General features: G+C 72.7%; 25 protein-coding genes. 17 read left to right on the top strand and 8 right to left on the bottom strand.

Annotated features, from left to right (window positions below):
- A partial coding sequence (locus ABT023_RS26020) for an aminotransferase-like domain-containing protein (protein ID WP_350889019.1) occupies positions 1 to 1202 on the top strand: 1202 nt, incomplete at its 5' end.
- A 111-nt stretch (positions 1203 to 1313) separates the two neighbouring features.
- Here the strand turns inward: ABT023_RS26020 and ABT023_RS26025 are convergent.
- Both ABT023_RS26025 and ABT023_RS26030 read right to left on the bottom strand, forming a co-directional pair.
- On the bottom strand, positions 1314 to 2327 hold the full coding sequence (locus ABT023_RS26025; protein WP_350889020.1) for a cupin-like domain-containing protein: 1014 nt from the start codon (positions 2325 to 2327) through the stop codon (positions 1314 to 1316).
- On the bottom strand, positions 2324 to 2608 hold the full coding sequence (locus ABT023_RS26030) for a hypothetical protein (protein WP_350889021.1): 285 nt from the start codon (positions 2606 to 2608) through the stop codon (positions 2324 to 2326). Before ABT023_RS26030 ends, ABT023_RS26025 begins: the two co-directional genes overlap by 4 nt.
- A 280-nt stretch (positions 2609 to 2888) precedes the next feature.
- On the opposite strand from ABT023_RS26030, the gene ABT023_RS26035 reads away from it, so the two are divergent.
- Genes ABT023_RS26035 through ABT023_RS26095 form a run of 13 tightly spaced genes read left to right on the top strand, consistent with a single transcriptional unit; the run spans position 2889 to position 19146 of the window.
- Complete coding sequence (locus ABT023_RS26035; RefSeq protein ID WP_350889022.1) at positions 2889 to 4547, top strand: ABC transporter substrate-binding protein; 1659 nt, start codon at positions 2889 to 2891, stop codon at positions 4545 to 4547.
- 20 nt (positions 4548 to 4567) lie between these two features.
- Positions 4568 to 5578 carry an ABC transporter permease gene (locus tag ABT023_RS26040; protein ID WP_350889023.1) on the top strand — a complete coding sequence of 337 codons (1011 nt, stop codon included), beginning with the start codon at positions 4568 to 4570 and terminating at the stop codon, positions 5576 to 5578.
- On the top strand, positions 5578 to 6465 hold the full coding sequence (locus ABT023_RS26045; protein ID WP_350889024.1) for an ABC transporter permease: 888 nt from the start codon (positions 5578 to 5580) through the stop codon (positions 6463 to 6465). Before ABT023_RS26040 ends, ABT023_RS26045 begins: the two co-directional genes overlap by 1 nt.
- A gap of 5 nt (positions 6466 to 6470) precedes the next feature.
- On the top strand, positions 6471 to 8549 hold the full coding sequence (locus ABT023_RS26050) for a dipeptide ABC transporter ATP-binding protein (protein ID WP_350889042.1): 2079 nt from the start codon (positions 6471 to 6473) through the stop codon (positions 8547 to 8549).
- A complete protein-coding gene (locus tag ABT023_RS26055) occupies positions 8546 to 10597 on the top strand; it encodes a hydantoinase/oxoprolinase family protein (protein WP_350889025.1) in 2052 nt (683 codons plus the stop codon). The genes ABT023_RS26050 and ABT023_RS26055 overlap by 4 nt, the downstream gene beginning before the upstream one ends.
- Positions 10594 to 12282 carry a hydantoinase B/oxoprolinase family protein gene (locus tag ABT023_RS26060; protein WP_350889026.1) on the top strand — a complete coding sequence of 563 codons (1689 nt, stop codon included), beginning with the start codon at positions 10594 to 10596 and terminating at the stop codon, positions 12280 to 12282. Before ABT023_RS26055 ends, ABT023_RS26060 begins: the two co-directional genes overlap by 4 nt.
- Entirely contained in the window at positions 12275 to 13945 is a 1671-nt protein-coding gene (locus tag ABT023_RS26065; protein ID WP_350889027.1) for a hydantoinase B/oxoprolinase family protein, read from the top strand. Before ABT023_RS26060 ends, ABT023_RS26065 begins: the two co-directional genes overlap by 8 nt.
- Positions 13942 to 15213: an amidohydrolase family protein gene (locus ABT023_RS26070; protein ID WP_350889028.1), complete on the top strand. Its 1272-nt coding sequence runs from the start codon at positions 13942 to 13944 to the stop codon at positions 15211 to 15213. Before ABT023_RS26065 ends, ABT023_RS26070 begins: the two co-directional genes overlap by 4 nt.
- Positions 15210 to 15680 carry a DUF4440 domain-containing protein gene (locus tag ABT023_RS26075; RefSeq protein WP_350889029.1) on the top strand — a complete coding sequence of 157 codons (471 nt, stop codon included), beginning with the start codon at positions 15210 to 15212 and terminating at the stop codon, positions 15678 to 15680. The genes ABT023_RS26070 and ABT023_RS26075 overlap by 4 nt, the downstream gene beginning before the upstream one ends.
- Positions 15677 to 16681 carry an NADPH:quinone oxidoreductase family protein gene (locus ABT023_RS26080; protein ID WP_350889030.1) on the top strand — a complete coding sequence of 335 codons (1005 nt, stop codon included), beginning with the start codon at positions 15677 to 15679 and terminating at the stop codon, positions 16679 to 16681. The genes ABT023_RS26075 and ABT023_RS26080 overlap by 4 nt, the downstream gene beginning before the upstream one ends.
- Positions 16678 to 17007 (top strand): TIGR04076 family protein, encoded by a 330-nt coding sequence (locus tag ABT023_RS26085; RefSeq protein ID WP_350889031.1) that lies wholly within the window; start codon positions 16678 to 16680, stop codon positions 17005 to 17007. The genes ABT023_RS26080 and ABT023_RS26085 overlap by 4 nt, the downstream gene beginning before the upstream one ends.
- The gene (locus tag ABT023_RS26090) at positions 17007 to 18005 is read left to right on the top strand and encodes an LLM class flavin-dependent oxidoreductase (protein WP_350889032.1); all 999 of its coding nucleotides are present in this window, start codon (positions 17007 to 17009) and stop codon (positions 18003 to 18005) included. The genes ABT023_RS26085 and ABT023_RS26090 overlap by 1 nt, the downstream gene beginning before the upstream one ends.
- Positions 18006 to 18018: 13 nt before the next feature.
- On the top strand, positions 18019 to 19146 hold the full coding sequence (locus tag ABT023_RS26095) for an alpha/beta hydrolase family protein (RefSeq protein WP_350889033.1): 1128 nt from the start codon (positions 18019 to 18021) through the stop codon (positions 19144 to 19146).
- Positions 19147 to 19254: 108 nt separating this feature from the next.
- On the opposite strand, the gene ABT023_RS26100 is transcribed toward ABT023_RS26095, so the two are convergent.
- Positions 19255 to 19890 (bottom strand): helix-turn-helix domain-containing protein, encoded by a 636-nt coding sequence (locus tag ABT023_RS26100; protein WP_350889043.1) that lies wholly within the window; start codon positions 19888 to 19890, stop codon positions 19255 to 19257.
- A 238-nt stretch (positions 19891 to 20128) separates the two neighbouring features.
- On the opposite strand from ABT023_RS26100, the gene ABT023_RS26105 reads away from it, so the two are divergent.
- A complete protein-coding gene (locus ABT023_RS26105) occupies positions 20129 to 20326 on the top strand; it encodes a hypothetical protein (protein WP_350889034.1) in 198 nt (65 codons plus the stop codon).
- Positions 20327 to 20506: 180 nt separating this feature from the next.
- Positions 20507 to 20806: a hypothetical protein gene (locus ABT023_RS26110; RefSeq protein WP_350889035.1), complete on the top strand. Its 300-nt coding sequence runs from the start codon at positions 20507 to 20509 to the stop codon at positions 20804 to 20806.
- Positions 20807 to 21065: 259 nt separating this feature from the next.
- Here the strand turns inward: ABT023_RS26110 and ABT023_RS26115 are convergent, their stop codons facing one another.
- From ABT023_RS26115 to ABT023_RS26135, 5 genes are all read right to left on the bottom strand, one after another.
- A complete protein-coding gene (locus tag ABT023_RS26115; RefSeq protein ID WP_350889036.1) occupies positions 21066 to 21233 on the bottom strand; it encodes a hypothetical protein in 168 nt (55 codons plus the stop codon).
- Between the two features lie 111 nt (positions 21234 to 21344).
- Positions 21345 to 21560, bottom strand: a complete 216-nt coding sequence (locus tag ABT023_RS26120; protein ID WP_350889037.1) for a hypothetical protein — start codon at positions 21558 to 21560, stop codon at positions 21345 to 21347.
- Positions 21561 to 21672: 112 nt separating this feature from the next.
- Positions 21673 to 22278 (bottom strand): class I SAM-dependent methyltransferase, encoded by a 606-nt coding sequence (locus ABT023_RS26125; protein ID WP_350889038.1) that lies wholly within the window; start codon positions 22276 to 22278, stop codon positions 21673 to 21675.
- Between the two features lie 174 nt (positions 22279 to 22452).
- Entirely contained in the window at positions 22453 to 23166 is a 714-nt protein-coding gene (locus tag ABT023_RS26130; protein ID WP_350889039.1) for a hypothetical protein, read from the bottom strand.
- Between the two features lie 263 nt (positions 23167 to 23429).
- Positions 23430 to 23900, bottom strand: a complete 471-nt coding sequence (locus tag ABT023_RS26135; RefSeq protein ID WP_350889040.1) for a PLAT/LH2 domain-containing protein — start codon at positions 23898 to 23900, stop codon at positions 23430 to 23432.
- 285 nt (positions 23901 to 24185) lie between these two features.
- Between ABT023_RS26135 and ABT023_RS26140 the strand changes: the two genes are divergently transcribed.
- The gene (locus tag ABT023_RS26140) at positions 24186 to 26927 is read left to right on the top strand and encodes an AfsR/SARP family transcriptional regulator (protein WP_350889041.1); all 2742 of its coding nucleotides are present in this window, start codon (positions 24186 to 24188) and stop codon (positions 26925 to 26927) included.
- The last annotated feature ends 30 nt before the right edge of the window (positions 26928 to 26957 follow it).

A 26957-nucleotide genomic window follows, 5' to 3' on the forward strand; every position in this document is an offset into this window, starting at 1 on the left:
CCGGCCCGTCACCGCCGCGCCGCGCCCCGGCCGCCGCGACCACGACGGCCGCGCTGTTCCCGCAGGCCCCGGGCAGCGACGTCTTCGACGCGGTACGCGCCGTGCCCGCCCGGATCGACCTGACGCCCGGCCTGCCCGACCTGGCGGCCTTTCCCCGCGCGGACTGGCTGCGCGCCGAGCGGGCCGTACTGGGCCGCCTCGCCCCGGCCGACTTCGGCTACGGGGACCCGTGCGGCGCGCCCGCGCTGCGCCACGCGGTCGCCGGCTGGTTGGCCCGCAGCCGGGGCATCGCCGTCGACCCCATGGAGGTGGTCGTCGTCGCCGGGGTGTCCCAGGCGCTCGGCCTGCTCGCCCAGGCGCTGCGCGCCGACGGGATCACCCGGATCGGGGTGGAGGACCCGGGCTCCCTCGGCGTCCGCCAGCACCTGAACAACTGGGGCGTCGACACCCCGCCGGTCCCGGTCGACGGGGCCGGCGTGCGCGTCGACGCCCTCGCCGCAGCCGGCCTGCCGGCCGTGCTGCTCACCCCCGCCCACCAGTTCCCGACCGGGGTGGTGCTCGACGGCGAGCGCCGCCGCCGGCTTGTCGCCTGGGCCCGCGACGGCGGCCTGGTCATCGAGGACGACTACGACGCCGAGCACCGCTACGACCGGCCCCCGGTGCCCGCGCTGCGGGGAATGCTGCCCGACCGGATCTGCTACGCCGGCAGCGTGTCGAAGCTGCTCGCCCCCGCCCTGCGGGTCGGCTGGCTGCTGGTGCCCCGGCGGTACCGCGACGCCGTGGTGGCCGCCAAGCGCAACGCCGACCTCGGCAACGCGGTGCTCCCGCAACTCGTGCTCGCCGAGCTGATGACCTCCGGGGGACTGGAGCGGCAGCTTCGGCTGCTGCGTCGTCGCCACGTCCGCCGCCGGGACGCGATGATCGCCGCGCTGGCCAGGCACCTGCCCCGGGCCACGGTGCACGGGGCCGCCGCCGGGCTGCACCTGATGGTCACCCTCGACGCCGACGTGGCCGACACCGAGTTGGCGGCGGCGACCCTGGCGCGCGGGGTGAAGACGCAGCCGCTGTCCTGGCACTGCCAGCGCCCGTACCGCCCGGGCCTGGTCCTCGGGTACGCGGCGAACCCGGCCTCGGACATCGAGCAGGGGATCGCCACCGTCGCCGACGCCCTGTCCGGGCTCTGCCGGACGCGCGGGTCCTGACCGGGCTGCGCGTCCGGCGGCCGATCCGGGTCCACGGGCCCGCCGCCGGACCGGGGGCCGGTGCGCCACGTCACCGCGGCGTCGCCGGTCGACGGCCCGGCCCCGGGGGCGTCACTCGTCGAGGCCCGCGGCCGGCGGGGTCGCCATCTTGTGGTTCTGCCCGGGGACCTGGAAGTGGTGGAAGGTGACCGTGGCGCTGACGTCCAGGGCCTGCACCCAGTGCCACCAGCCGACGGGGATGAGCAGCATCTGTCCCGGCTCCAGCACGGTCTCCAGCACGGTTGCCTCGGCGAACCGCGGGTGCCGGGTGAGGTCCGGTCGGGCGGCGTCGACCGCGCTGAACGTGCCACCGCGCGGGTAGATCAGATGCCGCTCGTACGAGGGAACGAGGCGCACGTGCTTGCGGCCGAGGACCTGGCACAGCAGCACCGTGCTGTTGTCCACGTGCAGCGGGGTCACCGTGCCCGCCGGGCCCAGCAGCAGATGCCCGAGGGCCGCCGGGTCCACGATCCCCTCGGGCGGGCGCACGTCGGCGGCGAGCGGGCGTAGCGCCTGGGACCAGTTCTCGTTGCGGGGGACCATGTAGTAGTCGTTGGTGCGGGTCCCGGACCCGAGCAGCGCCAGGTAGTCGCGGAACGGCATGGTGGTGCGGTGGCGGTCGTACTGCCAGGCGTGGTCGGGGTTGGCCTCCCGCCCGGTCATCACCTCGACGACCGCGTCGCCGCAGGCCGCGGCCAGGCCGTCCAGGGTCCAGTCGAGCGCGGGCCAGTCCGTCATCAGACCGTCCAGCACGACGGGCCGGTGGCCGAAGTAGTACCGGGCGAAGAACTCCTCCGGCGTGAGGCCCGCGCGGCGCTCCAGGGTTTCCCCGCCGTCGCTGTTGCGCAGCGTCCGGTAGGTGTCCAGCACGGACTCCATCCAGTCGTAGCGCAGCGCGAGGCGGCGGCACACGGCGAAGTACGGGTGGGCGGTGAGCTCGCCCAGCTCCGCGTCGACGGCCTCCGGGTCGGCGCCCCCGGCGACGGCGGCGGCCCGCGCCTGCTCGACGGGGGCGCCCATGGCCAGGTTCTCGGCGAGCCACTCCTGCCAGACCCGCTCCAGCCGGGAGGTGGCGAGCACGGTCATGCCGCGCCGCCCGGGACGGCGGTGAGCTGCGGCGCGCGGGTGTACTCGGTGCAGTTGACGTAGGAGTTCTTCACGTGGGCCGGGAAGTGGTCGACGTCCGGGACGGCGGTGAGCTGGGCCTCGCGGGTGTACTCGGCGCAGGTGACGTAGTTGTTCTTGACGTGGGCGGGGAACTGCTCGGGGTCCGGGACGGCGGTGAGCTGCGCCTTGCGGGTGTACTCGGCGCAGTTGACGTAGGAGCCCTTGACGTGGGCCGGGAAGTGGTCCGGGAGTGAGGTCATGGATCAGAGTCAACGCGCCGGATCGACCCGGCCGCCAGGGACAGGCGTCCCGTCCGGCCGGGACGCCCCCGGCACCGCCGTATGGATGCGTGTATCGACTCTGTGAACTCGTGTGAACATTGGCTCTGCGGGTCATCGGCCATTCGGCCAGCATGAGCGGCCGGTTTCGAGGGTTCGGCGGCGAACAGGTTTCAGGCCCTTGTTCACTCTCACTTAATCCGGTAGAACACGAGTAGGTCCTCAGCAGGACCATCTGCCTCGTGTTCTAGGAGGACTACCCATGGCTCGTTCCCACCGTGCGGGCGGCGCCTCCTCGCCCGCCCTCTCCCGCCGCGGGGTCCTGCAGTTGGGCGGCAGCGTGGCGCTCCTGCTGGCCACCGGCGCCTGCGCCGCGAACAGCGAGTCCAAGCCCCGCGACGGCGCGTCGGGCGGCCCCACCGCCAAGGCGCTGCGTATCGCGGTCTCGAGCTACCTGTCGAGCTGGGACCAGGACTTCGTGGGCTTCGACCTGACCGCGCTGATGCTGTACAAGAACGTCTTCCCCTACCTGATCGACTACGGCGTCACCGCCGCCGGGGACAGCCAGATCCTCGACACCCAGAACGTCCCCCCGACGTTCGCCGAGTCCTTCGAACCGGACGCCACGCAGCGGGTCTGGACGCTCAAGCTGCGCCGCGGGGTCAAGTTCGCCAGCGGCAACGAGCTGACGGCCGCCGACGTGAAGTGGTCCAAGGACCGCGCCTTCGCCGCCCAGGCCAACGTCGCCGGCGTCTACCGCACCATCGGCCTGACCAAGCCCGACCAGGTCAAGGTGGTCGACGACCACACCGTCGAGTTCCACCAGGCGTTCCCCAGCGCCCTCACCCGGCAGATCCAGGCCATCTCGCTGTACGTCTTCGACTCCGTCGAGGCGAAGAAGCACGCCACCGCCGGCGACCCCTGGGCCAAGGAGTGGTTCGCCAAGAACCCGCCGACCGGGGGCTACTACAACGTCACGAAGGCCACCCAGGGGCAGGAGATCGAGCTCTCCGCGAACGCCGGATACCCGGGCCCCGACCCGGCCAGGACGCCCACCATCCGGATCTCCGTGGTGCCCGCCGCCTCCAACCAACGGCTGCAACTCCAGGCCGGCGACATCGACATCGCCCTCGGCATCAGCCAGCGCGACATCCAGGACCTCAAGAAGGCCGCCGGCATCAAGGTCATCTCGGCCGCCAGTAACCGTCAGGTCACCATCCAGATGTCCGTCACCACGGCGCCGTTCAACGACGTGAACGTCCGTAAGGCCCTCGCCCACGCGACGCCGTACGAGCAGATCATCAACAACGTCTACGGCGGGGACGCCCGCGCCGCCAAGAGCCCCGTGCCGCTGGACATGCCCGGCTACGACGCCGGCGGGTACCCGTTCACCCACGATCTCGACCGGGCAAGGGCGGCCATGGCCGCGGCCGGCAGGACCACCGTCGACTCCGAGCTGGTCTTCGAGGCCGACAACGAGGAACAGCAGAAGATCGCCGTCCAGGTGCAGAGCGAGGCGGCGAAGGTGGGGATCAACCTCAAGCTGACCCCGCTGGACCCGGCCACCCTCGGCGAGCGGCGGTCCAAGAAGAACGTCCCGCTGCAGATCACCTCGGGTCAGCTCTGGGTCGACGACGTCGAGTACATGCTCGCCACGAGCTTCGTCAAGGGCGCGAACCTCAACTACTCCAACTACAGCAACCCGGAGATCGAGAAGCTCTACGAGCAGTCGCACACCACCGTCGACCAGGCGGCCCGCGGCCAGCTCTGGAAGCGCGTCCAGGAGATCCTCGCCGCGGACGTGCCCTGGGTGGTCGTCTGCCAGCCCAACTTCAACCTGCCCGTACGCGACGACGTCGCCGGCTGGGTGCAGCCGATGGACGGCCTCGCCCGCCTGCGCTACCTGACCGCGTCGGCCTAGGTCGGGCGGGACCGCTGCCCATGCGCATCCTCCGGTTCGTTGCCAGAAGGCTGATCCAGCTCATCCCGGTGCTGCTCGGCGTGATCGTCCTGACCTTCCTCCTGGTCCGGGTGCTGCCCGGCGACCCGGTGCGGACCATCCTCGGGCAGAACGCCACCGAGGCCGACGCCGACGCCGCCCGTGCCCGCTTCGGGCTGGACCAGCCGCTCTGGCGGCAGTTCCTCGACTACCTGACCGGGCTGGTCACGGGCGACTTCGGCACCTCGATCCAGAGCGGCGCCCCGGTCGGCGCGGAGATGGCGCTGCGGGTGGGGCCCACCCTCGAACTGGTCGTCATCGCCGTGACCATCTCCCTGGCCGTGGCCACCGTCCTCGGTGTGTGGTCGGCCCGCCGCGCCGACCGTCCGGCCGACCACGGCATCCGGGTCCTCGCCCTGGTCGGCAACTCCGTGCCCGAGTTCTGGCTCGGACTCGTGCTGGTGCTGGTGGGCTACAGCGTGCTCGGCTGGTTCCCGGCCCCCAACGGGCGGGTGGACCCCGACACCGACCTGACCCCGCTGACCGGCGCGGACCTCGTGGACGCCGCGCTCACCGGCAACGGACCGGCCATGGCCTCCGCCGCGGCGTACCTGGTCCTGCCGGTGCTGACCCTGGTCATCGGCGTCGTCGCGCCCCTGCTGCGCAGCGTGCGGGCCTCCGCCCTGGAGGTGCTGCACTCCGAGCCGTACGCCGCGGCGGCGGCGCACGGCCTGCCCCGGCGCACCCTGCTGTACGGCTACCTGATGCGCGCGACCCTCGTCCGGCTGCCGTCGCTGGCCGCGCTGGTGTTCGGCACCGCCATCGGTTCCACCGTGCTCGTCGAGTACGTCTTCTCCTGGCAGGGCTTCGGCCAGTGGGCGCTGCGCGGGCTGCTCTATCGCGACTACCCGGTGGTACAGGCATCCGTGCTGGTGATCGCGCTCTGCTACGTGCTGGTGTTCCTCATCGCCGACGTGGTCCACGCCATCCTCGACCCGAGAGTGAGGATCTGATGGCCGACCCGCGCGCCAGCGGCCCGACCGAGGCCACAGCCCCGCCCGGCCCCGTCACCGGCCCCGCCCCGGGCAGCCGCTTCGCCCGCGTCCTGATCGTCACCGGTGCCGCGATCCTCGCGGTGATCGCGGTGGCCGCGCTGTGCGCGCCGCTGTTGAGCTCCTGGGGCGAGACCGAGATCGACCCCGCCGCCACCCTGACCGGCCCGGGCGGCGGTCACCTGCTCGGCACCGACGGCAACGGAATGGACATCTGGAGCCGGGTGCTCCACGCCGCCCGGCTGGACCTGGGCATCGCGGTGGCCGCCGTCGCGCTCGCCGTCACCGTCGGCACGCTGCTCGGCCTGGTCGCCGGCTACCGCGGCGGCTGGATCGACGACGTGCTGATGCGGGTGGTCGACATCTTCCAGGCGTTCCCCACCTTCATCCTGGCCCTGGCGGTGGCCGCCCTGCTCGGCAACGGCACCGTCAACCTCATCATCACCATCGCCGCGGTGAACGCCCCGGCCTACGCCCGGCTGGTCCGCGCCGAGGTACGCACCCTGCGCGAGCTGCCCTTCGTCGACGCCGCCGTCACCTCCGGGGCGTCGACCGCGGGCATCCTGTGGCGGCACCTGCTGCCCAACAGCCTCACCCCGGTGCGGGTGATCGCCCCGCTCAACTGCGGCTGGGCGATGCTGACCCTGGCCGGGCTGTCCTTCCTCGGCCTCGGCGTGAGCATCCCCGCCGCCGAGTGGGGCGCGATGATCAGCCTCGGCGCGGCGGACGTGGTCGGCGGCCGGTGGTGGACCTCGGTCCCACCCGGCCTGGCCCTGCTCGTCTGCGTCCTGGGATTCAGCCTGCTCGGCGAAGGCCTGCAGGAACGCGCGGACGCGAAGCGGCGGTGACCGGGATGCTGTCGATCGAGAACCTGTCGGTGGTCATCCGCCGCCCCGGCCGCGAGGTGGCCGCGCTCAGCGACGTCACCCTCACCGTGCGATCCGGCGAGGTAGTCGGCCTGGTGGGGGAGAGCGGCGGGGGCAAGAGCATGGTCGCCCGCGCCGTGGTCGGCCTGCTCCCCGGCGGTTCGCACGCCACCGGGCGGGTCGACTTCGACGGCGCGGACGTGCTGCGGATGGACGAGTCCGCGCTCGCCGCCCACCGCGGCCGGGGAGCGGCGATCTGCTTCCAGAACCCGCGCGGCGCGCTCAGCCCCACCCGCACCGTCGGCCGGCAGCTCGTGGACCGGCTCGTCACCCACCAGGACGTGCCCGCCGACCGGGCCCGTGAGGCCGCGCGGGAGCTGTTCGAGGCCGTCGGCATCCGCAGCCCGCAGCGCCGGCTCGACGCGTACCCCCATGAGCTGTCCGGCGGCATGGCCCAGCGGGTGATGATCTCCCTGGCCACGGGCTGCGCCCCCGGCCTGCTGATCGCCGACGAACCGACCACCGGCCTCGACGTGACCCTGACCCGGGAGATCCTGCGGCAGTTCCGGCACGCCGCCGACACCGACGGCCGTGCCGTACTGCTGATCTCCCACGACCTCGCCTCCATCGCCCAGGTCTGCGACCGGGTGGTGGTGCTCTACGCCGGCACCGTGGTGGAGAGCGGCCCGGCCGGTCAGGTGCTGCGCCAGCCGGCGCACCCGTACACCCGCGCGCTGCTGCGGTCGGTGCCCGACCTCGGCGGCCGGCCCGTCGTCGCCACCCCCGGCGCGATGCCGCTGCTGACCCGGGCGCCGCTCGGCTGCCCGTTCGCCGCCCGCTGCGCGCACGCCGACGACACCTGCGTCACCCGCCGGCCGCCCACCGAGCCACTCGTCGGCGGTCCGGACGGCTGGTCACTGGCCTGCTTCCACCCCCGCACCGGCCCCCTCGACGCCGGCTCGGCCGACGTCCCACCCGGCTCGAACGCCGCCGCCGTCCCACCGGGCTCCTCCGCCTCCGCCCTCGGCCCGGGATCCGACGCCGCAGACCCGGCCCCGCGCGGCACCGGGCCCGCCGTGCTGGAGATCGACGACGCGCACGTCGTCTACCGCAGCCGGTTCTCCTCCGGCGGCCACCACGCGCTGCGCGGGGTGAGCCTGCGGCTCGCGCCCGGCGAGACACTCGGCGTGGTCGGCGAGAGCGGCTGCGGCAAGAGCACCCTCGCCAAGCTCATCATGGGCCTGGTGCCGCCCACGTCCGGCACGGTCACCGTCGCCGGGGCAACCCCGGGGCCCGGCCGGGGCCGCGCGTCAGGGCGGGCGGCGCGGCGGCTGCGCACCCGCGCCCAACTGGTGTTCCAGGACCCGATCGGGTCACTCAGCCCGCGCCGCACGGTCGGCGACTCCATCGCCGAGCCCCTCCGGGCCGCCGGCCTGTCCGCCGCCGAGCGCGACACCCGGGTCGCCGCGGTGCTGGACCGGATGGAGCTGGACCGCGCGATCCTGCGCCGCTACCCGCACGAGCTGTCCGGCGGGCAGGCCCAGCGGATCGGCATCGCCCGCGCCCTGGTCGGCGAGCCGGACCTGATTGTCTTCGACGAGCCCACCTCGGCCCTGGACGTCACCGTGCAGGCGCAGATCCTCGCCCTCATCGCCGACGTGGCCGCCGACGCCGACCGCGCGGCGGTGTTCATCTCCCACGACCTGGCCACGGTGCGCGGATTCGCCGACCGGGTGGTGGTGCTCTACCTCGGGCGCGTCGTCGAGGAGGGCCCCGTCGACGTCGTCTTCGACCACCCCCTGCACCCGTACACGCGGGCCCTGCTGGCCAGCGCGCCCCGCCTCGGCGGGACCCCGCCGCCCGACGACGCGCCGGTCGAGCTGGTCAAGGACCTGGAAGAGGCCGACGCGGCGACCGGCTGCCCGCTGGCCGCCCGCTGCCCGTTCGTCACCGACACCTGCCGCACCCAGCCGCAGCAGCTCCAGTCCCACGGCGCCAGCCGGGCCGCCTGCTGGCGCGTCCCCGAGCTCCCCGCCCTGATCGGAAAGCAGGCCACCACGCCATGACACGTCGTCCCGTCCGGCTGGCCGTCGACATCGGTGGCACGTTCGTCGACGCCATGGAACTGGACACCCGCACCAACCGGGTCCGCTTCCGCAAGGCCTCCACCACCCCCGCGCGCCCCGCCGACGGGGTACTCGCCGCCATCACCGCCCTGGGCACCGACCTGTCCGAGGTGGAGCTGTTCATCCACGGCACCACCCTCGGGCTCAACGCGGTGCTGGAACGCCGGGGCGGACGCACCGGCATCATCACCAACGACGGCTTCCGGGACATCTTTCTCGTCGGCCGGGGCAACGTGCCCAACGACCACATGTACGACTTCCAGTACGAGCGGCCGGAGAGCCTGGTCCAGCGCCGGTTCACCGCCGGGGTGCGGGGCCGGCTCGACCACCGGGGTCGGGTGGTGGAGGAACTGGACCCCGACAGCGTCCGCGCCGCCGCCCGCGCCCTCGTCGTCGACCAGCAGGTCACCTCGATCGCCATCTGCTTCCTGCACTCGTTCCTCGACCCGAGCCACGAACAGGAGGCCGCCCGGCTGATCCGCGAGGAGTTCCCCGAGGTCAGCCTGTCGCTGTCCACCGACATCGTGCGCGAGTACCGGGAGTACGAGCGGACCAGCACCACCGTGCTGGAGGCGTACATCCGGCCGATCTTCGAACGGTACGTCGACGAGCTGGAGGCCGGGCTGGCCGAGCGGGGCTTCACCGGCCGGTTCCTGATCATGCGCTCCGGCGGCGGCTCGATGAGCAGCGCGGTCGCGAAGACGTCACCCACCCACACCGTGCTGTCCGGGCCGGCCGGCGGCATCGTCGGCGCCGCGTACCTGGCCGCCGAGCTGGGCCGCGACAACCTGCTCACCTTCGACATCGGCGGCACCTCGCTGGACGCCTGCGTCATCGAACGCGGCAACCCCGCCGCCGCGTACGAGGCACAGCTAGAGCACTTCCCGCTGTTGATCCCGACGTACGACATCCGGACCATCGGCGCCGGCGGCGGCTCGATCGCCTGGCTGGACCGGGGCCTGCTCAAGGTCGGCCCGCACAGCGCCGGCGCCGACCCCGGGCCGGTCTGCTACGGCCGGGGCGGCACCCGACCGACCGTCACCGACGCGGCCGTCGTGCTCGGCTACGTCGACCCCGACCGCTTCCTCGCCGGCACCATGGGACTGCACGACGCGGCGGCGCGCGACGCCGTACGCGAACAGCTCGCCGAGCCGCTCGGACTGGACGTGGAGGCCGCCGCCGCAGGCGTGCTCGACGTGCTGCTGGCCCGCACGGTCGGCGCGGTCCGGCAGATCACCGTCGAACGCGGCCACGACCCCCGGCAGTTCTCCCTGCTCGCCTTCGGCGGGGCGGGGCCGCTGCTGGCCCCGCTGCTGGCCCGCGAGATGGGCATCGGCGAGGTGATCGTGCCCTTCGCGCCGTCCGGCTTCTCCGCGTGGGGCATGCTGTCGGCCGACATCGTCAACGACTTCAGCCGCACCGTCATGGCCACCCTGGACGACGCGGACCTCGTCGAGCTGGACCAGCTCTTCAAGGCCGTCGGAACCGAGGCGGTCGCGTCGCTCGAGGCGCAGGGCGTGCCGGCCGACCAGGCCCTGCTGGAACGGCAGTTCGAGCTGCGCTACCTGGGCCAGGAACACAGCCTGATGGTCACCGTCGGCGGCACGCTCGACCGCGACGCGGTCCGGACCGCGTTCGACGAGCTGCACCGCAGCCGGTACGGCCACACCATGGGCAACCCGCTGCAGATCCTCAACCTGCGGGTGCGCGGCATCGGCCGCACCGACCGGCCCGAGCTGGACACCCGTCCGCGTGGCGACGGCGATCCGGCGCAGGCCCTGCTGGCCCACCGGGACGCCTACGACTTCGGCCGGCGGGCGGTCGTGCCGTTCGCCGTGTACGACAGGTCCGCGCTGGACGCGGGCGACACGTTCGCCGGGCCGGCACTGGTCGACGAGGGCACCTCCACGACGGTGGTGCCCAGCGGCCAGCGGGTCACCGTCGACGACCACGGACACCTGCTCGTCACCCTGGAGGCAGCCGCATGACCACCCTGGACGGTGCCCGCGTCGAGGTCGTCCGCAGCTACCTGCTGTCGGCGGCGGAGGAGATGCGGGCCACCCTGATCCGCACCTCGTTCAACCCGGTCATCTACGAGGTGCACGACTTCGGCCTGTCGATATACGACCCCGACCTGCGACTGATCGCCGAGGCCACCGGCCTGACCTTCTTCCTCGGCGCCAACGACCACTCGCTGGCCAAGGGCGTCGAGTACGTCGGCCGGGACAACCTGCACCGCGGCGACGTGGTGCTGCTGAACTACCCGTACTGGAACGCGGCGCACGCCTACGACGCGACCCTGTTCGCGCCGGTCTTCCGGCCCGACCCGGCCGATTCGGACGCCGACGGCGAGCTGGTGGGCTTCCTCTGCGTCCGGGCGCACTGGATGGACCTGGGCGCCAAGGACCCGGGATACGTGCTCGACTCCACCGACATGCACCAGGAGGGCCTGATCTTCCCGGGCACCAAGGTCGTCTCCCGGGGCGAGCCGGTTCGGGAGATCCACGAGCTGATCCGGTTCAACTCGCGGATGCCCGACGCCGTGCTCGGCGACCTGCACGCGCAGATCGCGGCGCTGCGCACCGGCGAACGCCGGCTGCTGGAGATCGTCGAGAAGTTCGGGCGTCCGACCGTGGACGCGGCCGTCGACCGGATCATCGCCGACGGCGAGGCCCGCGCCCGGGCCGCGCTCGCGGCCCTGCCGCAGGGCAGCTGGACCGCCGAGGACTGGGTCGACGACGACGGCATCACCGACGACCCGGTGAAGATGCGGGTCACCGTCACCATCGCCGACGGCGCCTTCACGGTCGACTTCGCCGGCTCGGCGCCGGCCACCCGGGGTCCGATCAACATGCCGTTCGGCGCCACCGAGGCGATCTGCAAGGTCATCCTCAAGTCGCTGACCTCACCCGACGAGCCGTCCAACGCCGGCACCGTCGCGCCACTGGAGGTACGGGCCGAGCCCGGCACCCTCTTCCACGCGGTCTACCCGCAGCCCACCTTCACCCTGTGGACCGGCATCGTCGCCGTCGAGCTGATCCTCAAGGCCCTGGCTCAGGGGATGCCGGAGCGGCTGCCGGCGTCCAGCGGCGGTGACGTGCCGGGGTTCATGATGGTGGGCCTGCACCCGGACACCGGTCAGATGTTCGCGGTCAGCAACAACGACCTGGTCGGCTGGGGCGGCACCCCGCACCACGACGGGATGGACGCCGCCACCCACGTCTCCGGCAGCACCGGCCGGGGCACCCCGATCGAGGTCCTGGAGGCGCGGACGGGGATGTTCTTCGAGCGGGTGGAGATCCGCACGGATTCGGGTGGTGCTGGTCGGTTCCGGGGTGGGTGCGGGTTGCGGCGGGACATCCGGTTCGTGTCGTCCGGAGAGTTCCTGTCGGTGATCAAGAAGACGAAGACCGCGCCGTGGGCGCTCGATGGCGGGTTGTCGCCGGAGCCGAACCAGGTGGTGGTGTTCCCGGGCACGGATCGGGAGGCGCGGGTGAGCACGAAGCGGACGCCGGTGCGGGCCGGTGACCGGGTGACCCTGTTGACCGCCGGTGGTGGTGGGCACGGCGACCCGAGGAGACGTGATCCGGAGGCGGTACGCCGGGACGTCGCCGAGGGCTACGTCTCCGCCCCCGCCGCCCGAGACCTGTACGGGGTGGACGTCGATGAGTGAGCCGGCCGTCGACGGGGCCACCGTCGAGGTGGTCCGCAGCTATCTTGTCTCCGCCGCCGAGGAGATGCGCGCCGCGCTGGTGCGTACCGCCTTCAACCCGGTCATCTACGAGGTCTACGACTTCGGCATCTCCCTCTACGACCGCCACCTGCGGCTGGTCGCCGAGTCCACCGGACTGTCCCGCTTCCTCGGCGCCAACGACTACTCCATCCAGCGCGGCGTCGAGTACGTCGGCCGGGACAACCTGCACCCCGGCGACGTGGTGCTGTTGAACTACCCGTACTGGAACGCGGCGCACACCTACGACGCGACGCTGTTCGCCCCGGTCTTCCTGCCCGGCGACGCGGAGCCGATCGGCTTCCTGTGCATACGCGCCCACTGGATGGACCTGGGCGCCAAGGACCCGGGCTACGTGCTCGACTCCACCGACATGCACCAGGAGGGGATCATCTTCCCCGGCACGAAGGTGTACGCCCGGGGCGAGCCGGTCCACGAGATCCACGAGCTGATCCGGTTCAACTCGCGGATGCCCGAGCTCGTCCTCGGCGACCTCAACGCCCAGATCGCCGCGCTGCGCACGGGCGAGCGGCGGATGACCGAGCTGTACCGGCAGTACGGACCCACCATGGTGGACGCCGTCATCGACCGGGTGATCGCCGCCGCCGCCGAATCCGCCGCCGAGGCGGTGGCCGCCCTGCCGCAGGGCAGCTGGACCGCCGAGGACTGGCTCGACGACGACGGCGTCACCGACGATCCGATCCGCATGCGGGTCACCGTCACCGTCGCCGACGGCACGTTCACCGTGGACTTCACCGGATCGTCCCCGGCGGTGGCCGGGCCGGTGAACCTCCCGCTCGGGGCCACCATCGCCACCTGCCGGGTCGCGTTCAAGGCGATCACCACGCCCACCGAGCAGACCAGCGCCGGCCACTTCGCCCCACTGCGGGTACGCACCGAGCCCGGATCACTGTTCCACGCGCAGTACCCGGCCGCCACGTTCACCCAGTGGACCGGCACCGTGGCCCTGGAACTGATCTACCGGGCCCTGGCCCAGGGGATGCCGGACCGGTTGCCGGCGTCCAGTGGCGGTGACGTGCCGGGGTTCATGATGGTGGGCCCGCACCCGGACACCGGCCGGATGTTCGCGGTCAGCAACAACGACCCGGTCGGCTGGGGCGGCACCCCGCACCACGACGGCATCGGGCCGGCCAACCACCTGTGCCAGACCCAGGCCCGCAACACCCCCGTCGAGGTTCTGGAGGCGCGGACGGGGATGTTCTTCGAGCGGGTGGAGATTCGTACGGATTCGGGTGGCGCGGGGCGGTTCCGGGGTGGGTGCGGGTTGCGGCGGGACATCCGGTTCGTGTCGTCCGGAGAGTTCCTGTCGGTGATCAAGAAGACGAAGACCGCGCCGTGGGCGCTCGATGGTGGGTTGTCGCCGGAGCCGAACCAGGTGGTGGTGTTCCCCGGTACGGATCGGGAGGCGCGGGTGAGTACGAAGCGGACGCCGGTCGAGGTGGGTGACCGGGTGACCCTGTTGACGGCCGGTGGTGGTGGGCACGGCGATCCGAGGAGACGTGATCCGGAGGCGGTACGCCGGGACGTGGCCGAGGGTTACGTCTCCGTCCACGCCGCCCACGACCTGTACGGAGTGACCGCATGACCGCCGCAAGCACCCCCGAGCCGTCGGGCCTGCTGCTCGGCAACTGCACCGTGCTGGACGCCCGCGTGGCGGACGGCACCAAACCCCTGCCCGACGCCGGCGTCTGGGTCCGCGGCGACCGCATCGCCGCCGTCGGCCCGTACGCCGAGGTGGCCGCCCGGGCCCGGGCCGTCGGCCCGGTGACCGACCTGGACCTCGACGGGGCGTACCTGACCCCCGGCCTGGCCAACATGCACACCCACTTCTCGCTGTCGCTGCCCGGCGCCGGGGGCGACAGCGTCAAGGGAATGGGCCCGCACGACCTCGCCCTCTACATGGCAGACGGTGCCCGGCGGACCCTGCACTGCGGCGTCACCACCGTGCGCTGCGTCGCCGAGAAGGACCACGCCGACTTCGCGCTGCGCCGCGCCATCGCCGCCGGCCGCACCGAGGGCCCCCGCATCCACACCGCCGGCCGCGCCCTCGTCTGCACCGGCGGGCACGGCCACGAGAGCAGCGACACCCTCGAGTGCGACGGGCCCGTCGGCTTCCGCCACGGCGCGCGCAGCCAGATCCGGGCGGGCGCGGACCTGATCAAGGTGATGATCTCCGGCGGCATCGCCGGAGAGCACGAACGCATCCACACCCCCCAGCTCTTCACCGACGAACTCGCCGCCGTGATCGAGACCGCGCACGCCTGGGGACGCAAGGTCACCGCGCACGCCGGACCGGCGGAGGTGATCGGCGCGGCCGTGGACCTCGGCCTGGACTGCGTGGAGCACGGCTACCAGCTCACCCCGCAGGTCGCGAAGCGGATGGCCGAGCGGGGCACGGCCCTGGTGCCGACCCTGCTGGTGACCCGTTGCAAGGAGTTCTTCGACGAGCTCGGCGTGCCGGAATGGATGCAGTGCCGGTCGCTCGGCGCGGGCCCCGGGCACCTGGAGAGCTTCGCGACGGCCGTCGCCGCCGGGGTGCAGGTGCTGCTCGGCAGCGACATGCCGCCGTTCTGGCACTTCGAGGGCACCAACGCCACCGTGCGGGAGCTGGAGTACATGGCCGAGGTGATCGGGCCGGCCCGGGCCCTGCACGCCGGCACCCTCGGCCCCGTCCGGTGGCTTGGCGTCGAGGACGACCGTGGCACCGTGCAGGACGGCAAGCTGGCCGACCTGATCGCCATGGACGACGACCCGCTCGACGGCGCCGCCGCGTTCCGGGGCGTGCGCTGGGTGATGAAGGGCGGCCGGGTCGTCCGCGACGATCGGACCGCCGCGCCGGGAGGTGCCCGATGACGTTCGCCGACACCGCCGGGTACGCCGGCCAGGACCGCACCGCCGGGTACGCCGGCCAGGACCGCACCGCCGGGGCGGCGGGCATCGCCGCCGCGATCGACGACATGTACGAGGCGTTCCTGGCCGGCGACCGCGCCCGGTTCGACGGCCACCTGCACCCCGAGGTGACCACCTGGGAGACCCACCTGCCCGGCCCGCTGCGCACCCGCTCGCAGCTCGACTCGTACCGCGACCAGCGCGACGCCACCGGGCAGCGGCCCCGGCCGGCTGTGCTCGCCGCGCGGGACAAGCAGATCGACGTCTGGGGCGAGTTCGGTGTAGCCCGCTACGTCCTCGTCGCCCGGGCCCACGCCCAGGGGCCGCCGGAGCTCACCCGCGTCACGGACGTGCTGCGCCGGGTCGGTGACCGGTGGCTGATCGTGCATCACCACGCCGAACTGCTGCGCGAACCGGAGCCGGCCCCGTGATCCGCCGGCTGGTCGCCCACCGAACGGGCGAGCCGACAGACGTGCTGTCGGTGGCGGAACTGCCCGACGACCCGCCGCCCGGCCCCGGCGAGGTCCGCCTCGCCGTCCACGCGGTCGGCCTGAACTTCCTCGACGTGTCGCTGTGCCGGGGCGAGTACCCGGTGCGGCCGGACCCGCCGATGACCCCCGGCGTCGAGGCCACCGGCCGGGTCGTCGCCGCGGGCGAGGGCGTTGCGTACCTGCTGGGCCAAGAGGTCGTCGCCTGCCCGGCGCTGCCCCGCGGCGCGCTCGGCTCCACGGTGACGGTGGACGCAACCGTGGTCGTGCCCCGCCCGCCCACCGTGGACCCGGTGACCGCGGCGGCGCTGCCGGTCACGTACCAGACGGCGTGGTTCGCCCTGGAACGCGCCGGCGTCACCGCCGGGCAGACGGTGCTGGTGCATGCCGGCGCCGGCGGCGTCGGCATCGCCGTCACCCAGCTCGCCGTCGCCCGGGGCGCGCGGGTCCTCGCCACCGCCGGCGGCTCCGCCAAGACCGCCGTCTGCCGGGAACAGGGCGCGGCGGTGGCCGTCGACTACACCACCGAGGACTTCGTGGCCGCCGTGCGGGACGCCACCGACGGCGACGGCGCCGACGTCGTCGTCGACCCGGTCGGCGGCGACATCCTGGCGCGCTCGCTGGACTGCCTGGCCTTCGAGGGCCGGCTCGTCACCGTCGGCGCCGCCGGTGGCCCACCGCCGCCGGTCGACCCGGCCCGGCTGATCGCCGCGAACGCCACCCTGGTCGGCCTGTCCTGGGGCTCCCGGTACCCGTGGCGCCGCGCCCCCGAGGTGCGCGCCGCCTACCAGGCCCTGTTCGACCTGCACGCCGCCGGTGCGGTCCGCCCGCCGGTCAGCCGGGTGGTGTCCCTGGAACAGGCCCCCGCGGCGCTGGCCGAGCTGGCCGCCCGCCGGACCATCGGAAAGATCATCGTACGGGTCCAGGAGAGGGAGCAGGCATGACGGAGATCCCGGACGGCGACATGGACATCTACGACCTGCGGGTCACCGTCGACCGCATCGAGGGCCGGTCGGTCTGCGGCATGGCGGTCGGCGACCACTTCGAGCTGACCGACAGCGCCCACCTGAAGCTGCCCGCGGGCCAGCACTTCTGCGTGTACGCGCTGGCCGCCGTCCTGCCGTTCCTCGCCGCGAAGCAGCGTGACCTCGCCGCCGGGGACTGGCTGGCTCAGGACTCCCACTTCGCCTGCCCCGACCCCGAGGAGCGACTTGTCATGAAGGTGGAACGGACCTGCCGGCGACGGATGAACTCGGCGGACCTGACCTGATGGCTGTCGAGATCGGACTCGGGCTGCAGAGCGACAAGCCCGCAGGCGCGTACGCCGCGTTGGCGCAGGCCGCCGAGGCCCACGGCTTCGACGTGCTGACCGTCTTCGGTGACCTGATGTACCAGCCGCCCATCTTCCCGCTGCTGGAGATGGCCCGGGCGACCAGCCGGGTCCGGCTCGGGACGGCCTGCCTGAATCCGTACTCGCTGGCCCCGTACGAGATCGCCGGCCAGCTCGCCGCCCTGGACCTGGCCTCGCACGGCCGGGCCTACCTGGGGCTGGCCCGCGGCACCTGGCTCGGGGCGGTCGGACTGGCCCAACCCCGGCCGCTGACCACGATCGAGGAGGCGGCGGCCGTCGTCTACCGCCTGCTGCGCGGCGACCGGGACGGCTACCCCGGCCGGGTCTTCACCCTGGAGCCCGGCACCGCGCTGCGCTACGCCGTGCACCGGCCCGACCCGCCGCTGCTGCTCGGCGCGTGGGGCCCGCAGGGCGCGGCCCTGGCCGGCCGGATCGCCGACGAGATCAAGGTGGGCGGCAGCGCCAACCCCGACATGGTGCCGGTGATCCGCGACCGGGTGCGGGTGGGCACCGACCGGGCCGGCCGCGACGTCGAGGACGTCGGCATCGTGTTCGGCGCCGTGACGGTGGTCGACACCGACGGCGAGGCGGCCCGGGCGAAGGCCCGCACCGAGGTCGCCATGTACCTCGCCGTCGTCGCGGACCTCGACCCCACCGTCGCGCTGCCCGACGGCCTGGTGCAGCGGGTCGGCGCCCTGGTCGACGAGGGCGCGCACGAGGCCGCCGGTCGCCTCATCCCCGACGACGTGCTCGACCGGTTCGCTTTCTCCGGCACCCCGGCCCAGGTGGCCGCGCAGGCCCAGACGCTGATCGACGCCGGGGTCCGCCGGGTCGAGTTCGGCACCCCGCACGGGCTGACCGACGACCGAGGGGTGGACCTGCTCGGCTCCGCCGTGCTGCCCCTGCTGCGCAGGTAGAAGGGAACGGCGGATGCGCATCCTCGTCGTGGTCGGCCCGGCAGTGGTGGCCGACGCCGCCCTGCTGGAGTCACTCGCCACCGCCGCGTGCGCGGAACTCGGCGTCACCGGCCGGTTGGTTACCGCCGCCTCCGCCGCCGAGGTGCGGTCCCTGGTCACCCGGACGGGGTCGCCCGTGGTGGCGCTGCCCGGCCCGGACCCCGAGGTACGCGCCCTGATCGGCGACGCCCCGCCCCACGTCGTGTGGTACGACCTCACCGTCGAGCCGCCCGTGCCCGGTGCCGTCCACCTTCAGGGTCGGGGCGCCTGGGGCCTGGCCTGGGCCGTCCGGCACGCCGTGCACCGCCACCGGTCGCCGGCCGCCCGGATCGCCTACGGCCCGCTGGCGGACCAGTGGGGCGAGCTGCGGCTGCCGCCCGCCGTCGGGGCGGGCCCGGTGCCGGTCGCGGTGCTGCTGCACGGCGGGTTCTGGCGGTCGGTGTGGGGAGCCGACCTGATGGACGCCCTCGCCGTCGACCTGGCCGGCCGGGGCTACGCGTCCTGGAACGTGGAGTACCGCCGCCCGGACCGGCACGGCTGGGACGCCACCACCGCCGACGTGGCGGCCGGCGTCGCGGCGCTGGCGGGCTCCGCCGCCGGCAGCCGGCTCGACCTCGACCGCGTCGTGCTCCTCGGCCACTCGGCCGGCGGCCAGCTCGCGCTGCGGGCCTGCGCCGACCAGGCGGGCGGGGCGCACCGCGACCTCCCCGGCCCGCCCGGGGTCGCGGCGGCCCGCGTCGCGCTGGCGGTGTCGCTGGCCGGCGTCCTCGACCTCACCGAGGGCGAACGGCGGTACCTCGGCGACGGGGCCATTCCCGTCGCCCTCGGTGGCACCCCCGAGACCGTGCCGCAGCGGTACGCCGCCGCCGACCCCATGGGCCGGGTGCCGATCGGGGTGCCGACCCTGCTGGTGCAGGGCGCCGACGACAGCCCCGACCTCGTCGACGCCAACCGCCGGTACGCCGTCGCCGCCCGCGCGGCCGGCGACGACGTCGACCACCTTGAACTGCCCGGCGACCACTTCGCCGTCATCGATCCCGGCTCGACCGTCTGGCGGGCCACCATGGCCGTCGTGGAGCACCGGTTGGGCCACCGAGCATAGGGCGTCGCCACCGCGGCGGGCCCGGAGATGTTCGCGGTGTTTCACCAGTGTGAACAAGCGCCGCCGGTGCCACCGCCGCCCTGCGGGCGGCGAGGCGATCGACCGGCGTCAGAACAGCCGCGGGGTGACCACCGACACGACGGTCGTCACCGCGTCGGTGTCGTTGTACATCGAGTGCGGCACCGACGAGCGCAGGTGCACGCTGTCGCCCGGCCGCAGCCGGTGCTCGACGCCGTCGACCTCGTAGAGCAGTTCGCCGGAGATGACGTACGCGAACTCCTCTCCGGCATGGCCGTAGGTGGCCTCCCGGTGGCCCCCCGGCGCGATGTGCACCAGCATCGGTTCGAGCACCAGGTCCGGCCCCCGCTCCGACAGCATCCGGTAGGTCTGCTGGCCGGAGACGTACTGGGTGGCCGGGGTTTCCGCCCTGGTGAGGGTGAAGTGCGTGGGCAGCGGGCCGACCGCCCGGTCGGGGGAGTCGGCGCCGGCGTCGAAGAACTCCGCCACCGTGTGGTCCAGGGCCTTCGCGACGCTGCCCAGCGCGGTCAGGCCGATGGAGGAGATGCCCCGCTCGACCTGGGACAGGAAGCCGATCGACAGGCCGGAACGGGCGGCCAGGCCGCGCAGCGTCAGCCCGCGCTCCTTGCGGTACTGGCGGATGCGCGTTCCCACCAGGCCGGCGGGGGTGGCGTCCGCCGCCCGCTCGCCGGGCAGGGGCCGCTCCCGGACCGGGTTGCTCTCCATGGACCGCACGGGGACCTCCTGTCGCGTCCCGGCGGGAGCGCCCGCCACGCTTGTTCGATGCTATCGAAACTTCGGGGCACCCGCGATGGCCGCCCCGCACCCGACCGGCCGTTGCGCCCGCCGCCTCGACCAGCAACACCAAGCCGCCGACGTGGCCGCCAACCAGCGCGGGCATCGACACGCCGGACGGACCGGGATGGCCCCCGGTCGCGATGAGGGGCGACCCTGAGGTGGCGGCATGTCCATCGAGTTGGTGTCGCGCTTCACGGTTGACGACGGCGAGCTCAGCGCGCTGCACGCGCGCGCCCTGGCCGAGGCTGCGGCGGCGGACGCCACGGCGGCCGGCTGCCACTGGCTGCACGTCGACTTCGAACCCCACCTGGCGTTGGCGGGCACGGGGCTGATCGCCGGCCCGGTGGATCCTGGACCGTCCTGATCGTGGATGCCGACGTCTTCGACGGGCTCGCGACGGGCGGGTCGCACCAATCGGGGCGGAATGCCTGGAGTCGGCGTGGCGGTGGGCGGGACCGACTTCTGTCAGGATGGTGACCTTTTGGTCGGCAACGTCGGGCCGCGATGCTTGTCTCTCAACATCTACCGATGTTGAGAGGTGCCAATGAAGCTTCGGTCAACCGTCCGCGTCGCCGTCATGACCGCCGCCGTCTCTCTCGCACTGCTTCCCCTGCCTACCCCTGCGCACGCTGGTGGCGGCTGCAACCCTGGCGACTGGATCGAAATCAACAAGGGGGCCGGGGCTGAGGCTCCTTCGTGGCAGCGGGGTCACAAGCACATCACCGGAAACCACTACGTCAAGGAGATCACCAGCACCGGGATCCTCTGGTACGCCGACAACAACGGCGGCTCCGACGGTGACACGACGGATACCCGGTACGAGCACACCTACTGCAACCACTGACCTGAGCCATGGTGGTGTCCGGGTGATCCGGGCACCCGATACGGGAGATGCCCTGGTCTGGCTGCTGCCGGCCGGGGCTTTCTCATGCCCGCACGGAACATCGGCGGCGGCCGGCATGATCCAGGCAGCAGGCAAGATGGAGGCGTCGAAGACCGCTGCGAGTGAGCTCCCCCTGGCCTGACGCCCTGGGCCTGCTCAATGTGGCGACTCTGCCGGTTCGGGTGGCACTTGCCCAGGTGCTTGGGGTGGTTCAGGCCGATCACCGGTCGTGAACGGTCAAGCCCAGGCTGGCGTATTCGGGCCGGTCAGCCAGTTCGCGGACTTCAGCGGTGAACCTTTCCCACGCCTCCACATCGGCGTCGGCTCGCTCGCGGATCCGGTTGCACAGGCTGCCGGTGATGGTGATTTCGGTGGTGACGCGGTCCATGTCCATAGGGTTACTCCTACCCCGTAACGGCGCATGGCGGCGTGCAGGTTGTGTGCCCGCCGGCCATCTCTCGGAGCTGCTTGTTCTGCTGGTGGGTCAGGTCAGCCACGGTCACTGCTCCTTCGGGTCGGCGGCACCGCGAGAGCTGCCTGCGGCACGGTAGATGTCAGCGGGGTTGGGGTGCGGGCAGCCGACGATGACGACCGTGTGGACGGGGCAGGTGGGGATGCCGGTCTCACCGCAGGTGGGGCACTTCGTCCCGGTGCTGGTTCTGCCGGATCCGTCGCAGGTGGGGCACCCGAGGGCCTGGAATAGCTCGAAGTCCATGGCCGATTCTCTCCCTCCCCGTTCCTGCCGCTGGTAGGTGCTCAGGGGATGAGAGCGACCGGTGCACCGGAGCCCGCCCCGTCCGGTCCACAAGGCTCGCCGACTCGGCTCACTATTCGGTCGCGACTGCCGCGATGGCGGCGTGTGGCCGAAGAGGGCCTTCGCTGGGCCGCTGCAGGCGCTCAACTTCCGCGAAGCCGGCTCGTGTCAGTCGCTCGGAGAACTCGTCGACGGGCCAGCGATAGGCGGTCACGACCTTGTGGTCGAAGGCGGCGACCTCGTCGCCTATGAAGATGCCAAGCACCAACGTTCCGGCCGGAGCCATCGCTCGCCGGAACTCGGCGAGCACGCCGTCGAGATCTTCCGGCGGTAGATGGATCAACGAGCCCCAGGCCAGGATCCCGGCGATGGAGTGGTTGGCGACGGCGAGCTGCTCCATCGACCCGAGTTGGTACCTCCCACCCGGGTGGGCTGCCTGCGCATGGGCGATGAACTCGGGGACCATGTCGATTCCCGTCGCGTCGGCCCCCAGCGAGCGAAGGTAATCGGTGAGATGGCCAGGCCCGCAGCCCAGATCGAGTACCGTGCCAGGCCGGCCCGCCAGATGCCGCCCGATGAAGGCGAGGTCGTCGGCGTGTACCTGCTGGCTTGTACCGAACAGCCCGATGTAGAGCTCTGCGACGGACGCATACGCCTGCCGGACCTGCGCCATGTTCACCACGGGACTGTATGAGCTCTCGGATCGGCAGAGCAAGCTCAGGGCCGGCGCGGGAAGCACGTCGGTCCTTGCGGTACCCGCGTTCCGGCGGATTCGAGGGCGCGGTCAGATGTGCGCTTCTGCCGCCGGACGGAAGACATGCAGCCTGGCGGATGGGCGATCGCCGCCGTGTCCTCAGGCCAGCAGACGCTCGCGCATCCTCGCGCCCGGATTGATCCCACCCACTGCCCGAGGGGCGGTCGGATCGTGCACGTCGAGGGTGTTGTTCCGGCGCATGAGCTCACGGACCGGAGGTGGCAGCCGGGGCGGATCGTCCATGGCCGCGAGGATCTGTGCGGCGGTGGAGATCAGTCGATCGGCCAGGGCAGCGGCGTCGGTGTCCACCCGCACCCGGCCGTACTCCCAACCGGCGGTGGTGAGGTCGAGCACCTCGAACACGTGGGTCAGGAGCGGGTTCGGGTCGGTCACCCGGTCGAGCCGGGCCGCCTGACTGCCGACCACCGCGACGGCGGCGGTCACCTGCGCGTACGGGTGGAAGCCGCACGGCAACGTGAACAGTGGCCACCGCAGTGCCGGGCCGGCCTCCACCCACAGCGGCCGGTAGTTCCGGCGGTGCACCAGGAGCCGCCGGCCCGTTCGGCGGTGTACTTCGTGGGCCTGGGCCAGTAGGTCCGCGTGGGCCTCGTCGGCGACCTGGCTCACGATCCGGGCCGCCACCACCAAGCCGTCGTCGCCGTTCAGCATCCCGGTGACCGCCTGGACCTGCTCGGGAAACCGGATCTGCACGTGGGCGCCGTACCGGTGCTGGACGTCCCGTAGCAGTGCCTGCTGCCGTCCCGCATCGAGCTGGACCTGCCCGCCGCCCAGCAACCGCTGGAGCCAACGCATTTTGCCTCGTTTCAGCCAGAGCCGTCCGGACTGCGGCAATGCTAGTGCGTCGGACCTTCCAGCCCAAGAACAACCCTGAGCGTCGGTCCACCTGAGCCTGTGCCCGGGGAGGTGGCGCGGGCGTCGACGGTGGGCGGAGCTGAACGCGGATGCTGCTGCCCGGGTGGGTCAGCTGCCGGGTACGGCGGTGTCCCCGGCCGTCAGTCGGCCGGGGACACCCTCGTAGCTCAGGTTGCGCCGCGATCACCAGATCGGATTCGACCTCACGGACAGTCGAACCAGCGGGTTTCCTCGCCGTCGCCGTAGTAGGCGTTCATCGGGCAGTGGTACCAGGTCCCGGTGGCGTGCGCGTAGATCTGCGCGTACTCCGGGTACCACTCGGAACCGTTACTGCCCTTGTAGACACCGATGAAATCGGGGCGTCCGATGTCGTACCACGAGAACGGCCCGAAATAGTCGTTGCTGTTGCGCTCGAAGTTGTCGGCCGAGTTGTCGAGGTTGACGTAGCCGGGGGACTCGGCGAGCGTGCCGTACACCTTCATCCGCACGGTGGCGTCGGTGCCGGCCCCGTCGATGTTCGCGGTGTGTACGAAGATCGTGTAATTCTGCACAGCGTTGGTGCCGATGCCGCGGCTCTTGTCGGCCGGGGCCGCCCCGGCGGCGGTACCGCCACCCAGCGCCATCGTCATCATGACGAGCGCGCCGCCGAACGCGATCGGGATCCGGAATCTCACGGTGACTTCCTCCTGCTGAAAAGTGTGGATGACTGCTGCTGCTGTTGCAGTGAACGAACTCTGACATCGGCCGCTGTTGCGCGGCTGACGTGGCGCTGGAATGCCGGCACCGTCCGGTGTCCGACTGAGCCGTCCAGGGCGCTTGTTCCGTCGATAACCTGAGTCGAATCCTGTGGTTGAGGCGGGGGCGGACCAATGCGAGTCAGGCTTCTCGGACCGGTCGACGTGACCGCGGGCACCACGGCCGGTTCGATTTCCGGAATCCGGCGCAAAGGCGTACTCGCGGTGCTCGCCCTGAACCCGGGCGTGATCGTCAGCACCGACCGCCTGATCGACGTGATCTGGGGAGACCAGGCTCCCGCGACCGCGACGAACAGCCTGCAGAGCCACGTTTCCTACCTGCGGCGCGTCATCGGCGCCCGGAGCGCGATCGTGGGTCGCTCTCCGGGGTACGTGCTGGACCTGCCGGGTGAGTCCACCGACGTCGAGGTGGCCGAGCGGCTCATCCGCGAGGGCACCCGGTCGACCGACCACGGGCACGCCCGCACGGTGCTGACCAGCGCCCTTGGGCTGTGGCGGGGGCGATCGCTGGTCGACGTCGCCAGCCTCGGCCGGCTGCACGAGCAGGCCGAACGCCTGGAACACCTGCGGCTGGTCGCGGTCCGGGCGCTGGTCGACAGCCGCCTGGCGCTCGGCGAGCACGCGCAGCTCGTACCGGAGCTGGAGCTGCTGACCCAGGAACATCCCCTCGACGAGCACCTCCACGAACAGCTCATGGTGGCGCTCTACCGGGCCGGCCGGCAGTCCGACGCGCTCGCGACGTACCGACGGTTGCGCCGCACGCTCCGCGACGACTTGGGCATCGAGCCGAGCCCGGCGGTGCGCAACCGGGTGAGCGCCATCCTGGCGCAGGACCCGGCGCTCGCCTGGTCCGCGCCGGCCGGCGAGGTGGTCGCGGTCGCGGCCCGCGCGTCCGCGCCGGCCCAACTACCCCCGGCGGTACGCGCCTTCGCCGGTCGTGGCGACGAACTGCGCCGGCTCGACGAACGACTCGGCCGGCCGGGTGAGCCCGATCCGCCGGCGATGGTCATCTCGGCCGTCTCCGGCGCGCCGGGAGTGGGCAAGACCACGTTGGCCGTGCACTGGGCTCACCGGGTCGCGGACCGTTTCCCGGACGGCCAGCTCTATGTCAACCTGCGCGGCTTCGACGCCGGTGGGGTGCTGGAACCCGCCGACGCGATCCGCGGCTTCCTGGACGCTCTCGGCGTACCGGTGGAGCGCATTCCGGTTGGCCTGTCCGCCCAGTCCGCGCTGTACCGCAGCTTGCTGACCGGCCGTCGGGTCCTCGTCCTGATCGACAACGCCCGCGACGCTGCGCAGGTCCGCCCGCTGCTACCCGGCTCGGCCGGCTGCCTTGCCGTGGTGACCAGCCGCAACCAGCTCACCTCCCTGGTCGCCGGCGAGGGCGCCCAGCCGCTCGCTCTCGATCTGCTGCCTGAGGCCGAGGCCCGGGACCTGCTGGCCCGCCGGCTGGGCAGTGACCGGGTGGCCGGCGAGCCGACCGCCGTCGACCAGATCATCGCGAGCTGCGCCCGGCTGCCCCTCGCGCTGGCCGTCGCCACCTCGCGCGCCGCCACCCGCCCCGGTTTCTCGCTGGCGGCGCTGGCCAGCGAGCTACGCGACGCGGCCGACGCGTTGGACGCCTTCGACGGCGGCGACTCGGCCACCGACGTACGCGCCGTCTTCTCCTGGTCCTACCAGGCGCTGAGCCCGGCGGCCGGCAGGTTGTTCCGGCTACTGGGGTTGCACCCCGGTCCGGACGTCGCGGTCCCGGCGGCGGCCAGCCTGGCCGGCGTCTCGCTGGGCCAGGCCCGGATGCTGCTGGCCGAGTTGGCCCACGCTCACCTGCTCATCGAGCACGCGCCCGGCCGGTACGGGATCCACGACCTGTTACGCGTCTACGCGAACGAGCTGACCCACGACCTCGACAGCGACAGCGAGCGTCAGGTTGCCGTGCGCCGGGTGCTCGACTCCTACCTGCACGTCGCGTATGCCGGTGCCCGGCTGCTCCAACCGTTCCGCGATCCGATCGACCTGGAGCCCGCCCGCCCTGGCGTGGCAGCGGTGGCGCCGGTCGATGCCGAGCAGGCGATGGCCTGGTTCGTCGCGGAGCATCCGGTGCTGCTCAACGCCGTCACCCGTGCGGCCGACGACGGGCTGTACGCGCACGCCTGGCGGCTGGCCTGGACCATGGCCGACTTCTTCGACCGCAAGGGTCACTGGCAGGACTGGGCGGCGACCCACGAGACCGCGCTGACCGCCGCCGACCTGCTGGCCGACCCTCGGGCCGCCGCGAGCGTACGCCTTGGCCTTGGCCGTGCCCGCGCCCAACTGGGCGAGTTCGCCGAGGCGTACGCCCAGCTCCGGCAGGCGGCCCACCTGTACGCCCTGCTGGGGGACGTGACCGGCCAGGCGCACGTTGCCCGGAGCCTCGCCTGGGTCTGTTCCCGGCAGGGGCGTCATCGGGAGGGGTTGGCCCACGCCCAGCACGCGCTGGAGCTGATCGAAGCCGGCGGCGACCGCGCCCTGCAGGCCCGCGCCCTCAACTCGGTCGGCTGGCAGTACGCCCAGCTCAGCGACCACGGTGCGGCCCTGCACTACTGTCGGCGGGCGCTGCAGCTGGTGCGCGAGGTGGGCGACCGGTTCGGCGAGGCCAACACCTGGGACAGCCTCGGCTACGCCCACCACCACCTCGGCGACCACCGGCAGGCCACCGCCTGTTACCAGCGGGCGGTGGAGCTGTTCCGTGACCTTGGTGACCGCTACTACGAGGCCGACACGCTCACCCACGCCGGGGAGAGCCACCAGGCGGCGGGTGACCCGGAGGCCGCCCGGCTCGCCTGGCTGCGGGCGTTGGACATCCTCGGCGCGCTGGGCCATCCCGACGCCGACCAACTCCGCGCCAGCCTCCGTCGCCACCCCACCCACCCCCTCGGACGCCTCACCACCCCGTCACCCTGCGCCTGACCCGGCGGGCCCGGAGAGGAATCCTCTCCG

It is taken from the genome of Micromonospora sp. NPDC002296 (assembly GCF_040296145.1).
Taxonomy (GTDB): domain Bacteria; phylum Actinomycetota; class Actinomycetes; order Mycobacteriales; family Micromonosporaceae; genus Micromonospora.

Bases quoted from the DNA above. Each gene is read 5' to 3' on its own strand.
- ABT023_RS26025 (WP_350889020.1), bottom strand. From the start codon at position 2,327: ATGACCGTGCTCGCCACCTCCCGGCTGGAGCGGGTCTGGCAGGAGTGG.
- ABT023_RS26030 (WP_350889021.1), bottom strand. From the start codon at position 2,608: ATGACCTCACTCCCGGACCACTTCCCGGCCCACGTCAAGGGCTCCTAC.
- ABT023_RS26035 (WP_350889022.1), top strand. From the start codon at position 2,889: ATGGCTCGTTCCCACCGTGCGGGCGGCGCCTCCTCGCCCGCCCTCTCC.
- ABT023_RS26040 (WP_350889023.1), top strand. From the start codon at position 4,568: ATGCGCATCCTCCGGTTCGTTGCCAGAAGGCTGATCCAGCTCATCCCG.
- ABT023_RS26045 (WP_350889024.1), top strand. From the start codon at position 5,578: ATGGCCGACCCGCGCGCCAGCGGCCCGACCGAGGCCACAGCCCCGCCC.
- ABT023_RS26050 (WP_350889042.1), top strand. From the start codon at position 6,471: ATGCTGTCGATCGAGAACCTGTCGGTGGTCATCCGCCGCCCCGGCCGC.
- ABT023_RS26055 (WP_350889025.1), top strand. From the start codon at position 8,546: ATGACACGTCGTCCCGTCCGGCTGGCCGTCGACATCGGTGGCACGTTC.
- ABT023_RS26060 (WP_350889026.1), top strand. From the start codon at position 10,594: ATGACCACCCTGGACGGTGCCCGCGTCGAGGTCGTCCGCAGCTACCTG.
- ABT023_RS26065 (WP_350889027.1), top strand. From the start codon at position 12,275: ATGAGTGAGCCGGCCGTCGACGGGGCCACCGTCGAGGTGGTCCGCAGC.
- ABT023_RS26070 (WP_350889028.1), top strand. From the start codon at position 13,942: ATGACCGCCGCAAGCACCCCCGAGCCGTCGGGCCTGCTGCTCGGCAAC.
- ABT023_RS26075 (WP_350889029.1), top strand. From the start codon at position 15,210: ATGACGTTCGCCGACACCGCCGGGTACGCCGGCCAGGACCGCACCGCC.
- ABT023_RS26085 (WP_350889031.1), top strand. From the start codon at position 16,678: ATGACGGAGATCCCGGACGGCGACATGGACATCTACGACCTGCGGGTC.
- ABT023_RS26090 (WP_350889032.1), top strand. From the start codon at position 17,007: ATGGCTGTCGAGATCGGACTCGGGCTGCAGAGCGACAAGCCCGCAGGC.
- ABT023_RS26095 (WP_350889033.1), top strand. From the start codon at position 18,019: ATGCGCATCCTCGTCGTGGTCGGCCCGGCAGTGGTGGCCGACGCCGCC.
- ABT023_RS26100 (WP_350889043.1), bottom strand. From the start codon at position 19,890: ATGGAGAGCAACCCGGTCCGGGAGCGGCCCCTGCCCGGCGAGCGGGCG.
- ABT023_RS26105 (WP_350889034.1), top strand. From the start codon at position 20,129: ATGTCCATCGAGTTGGTGTCGCGCTTCACGGTTGACGACGGCGAGCTC.
- ABT023_RS26110 (WP_350889035.1), top strand. From the start codon at position 20,507: ATGAAGCTTCGGTCAACCGTCCGCGTCGCCGTCATGACCGCCGCCGTC.
- ABT023_RS26115 (WP_350889036.1), bottom strand. From the start codon at position 21,233: ATGGACCGCGTCACCACCGAAATCACCATCACCGGCAGCCTGTGCAAC.
- ABT023_RS26120 (WP_350889037.1), bottom strand. From the start codon at position 21,560: ATGGACTTCGAGCTATTCCAGGCCCTCGGGTGCCCCACCTGCGACGGA.
- ABT023_RS26130 (WP_350889039.1), bottom strand. From the start codon at position 23,166: ATGCGTTGGCTCCAGCGGTTGCTGGGCGGCGGGCAGGTCCAGCTCGAT.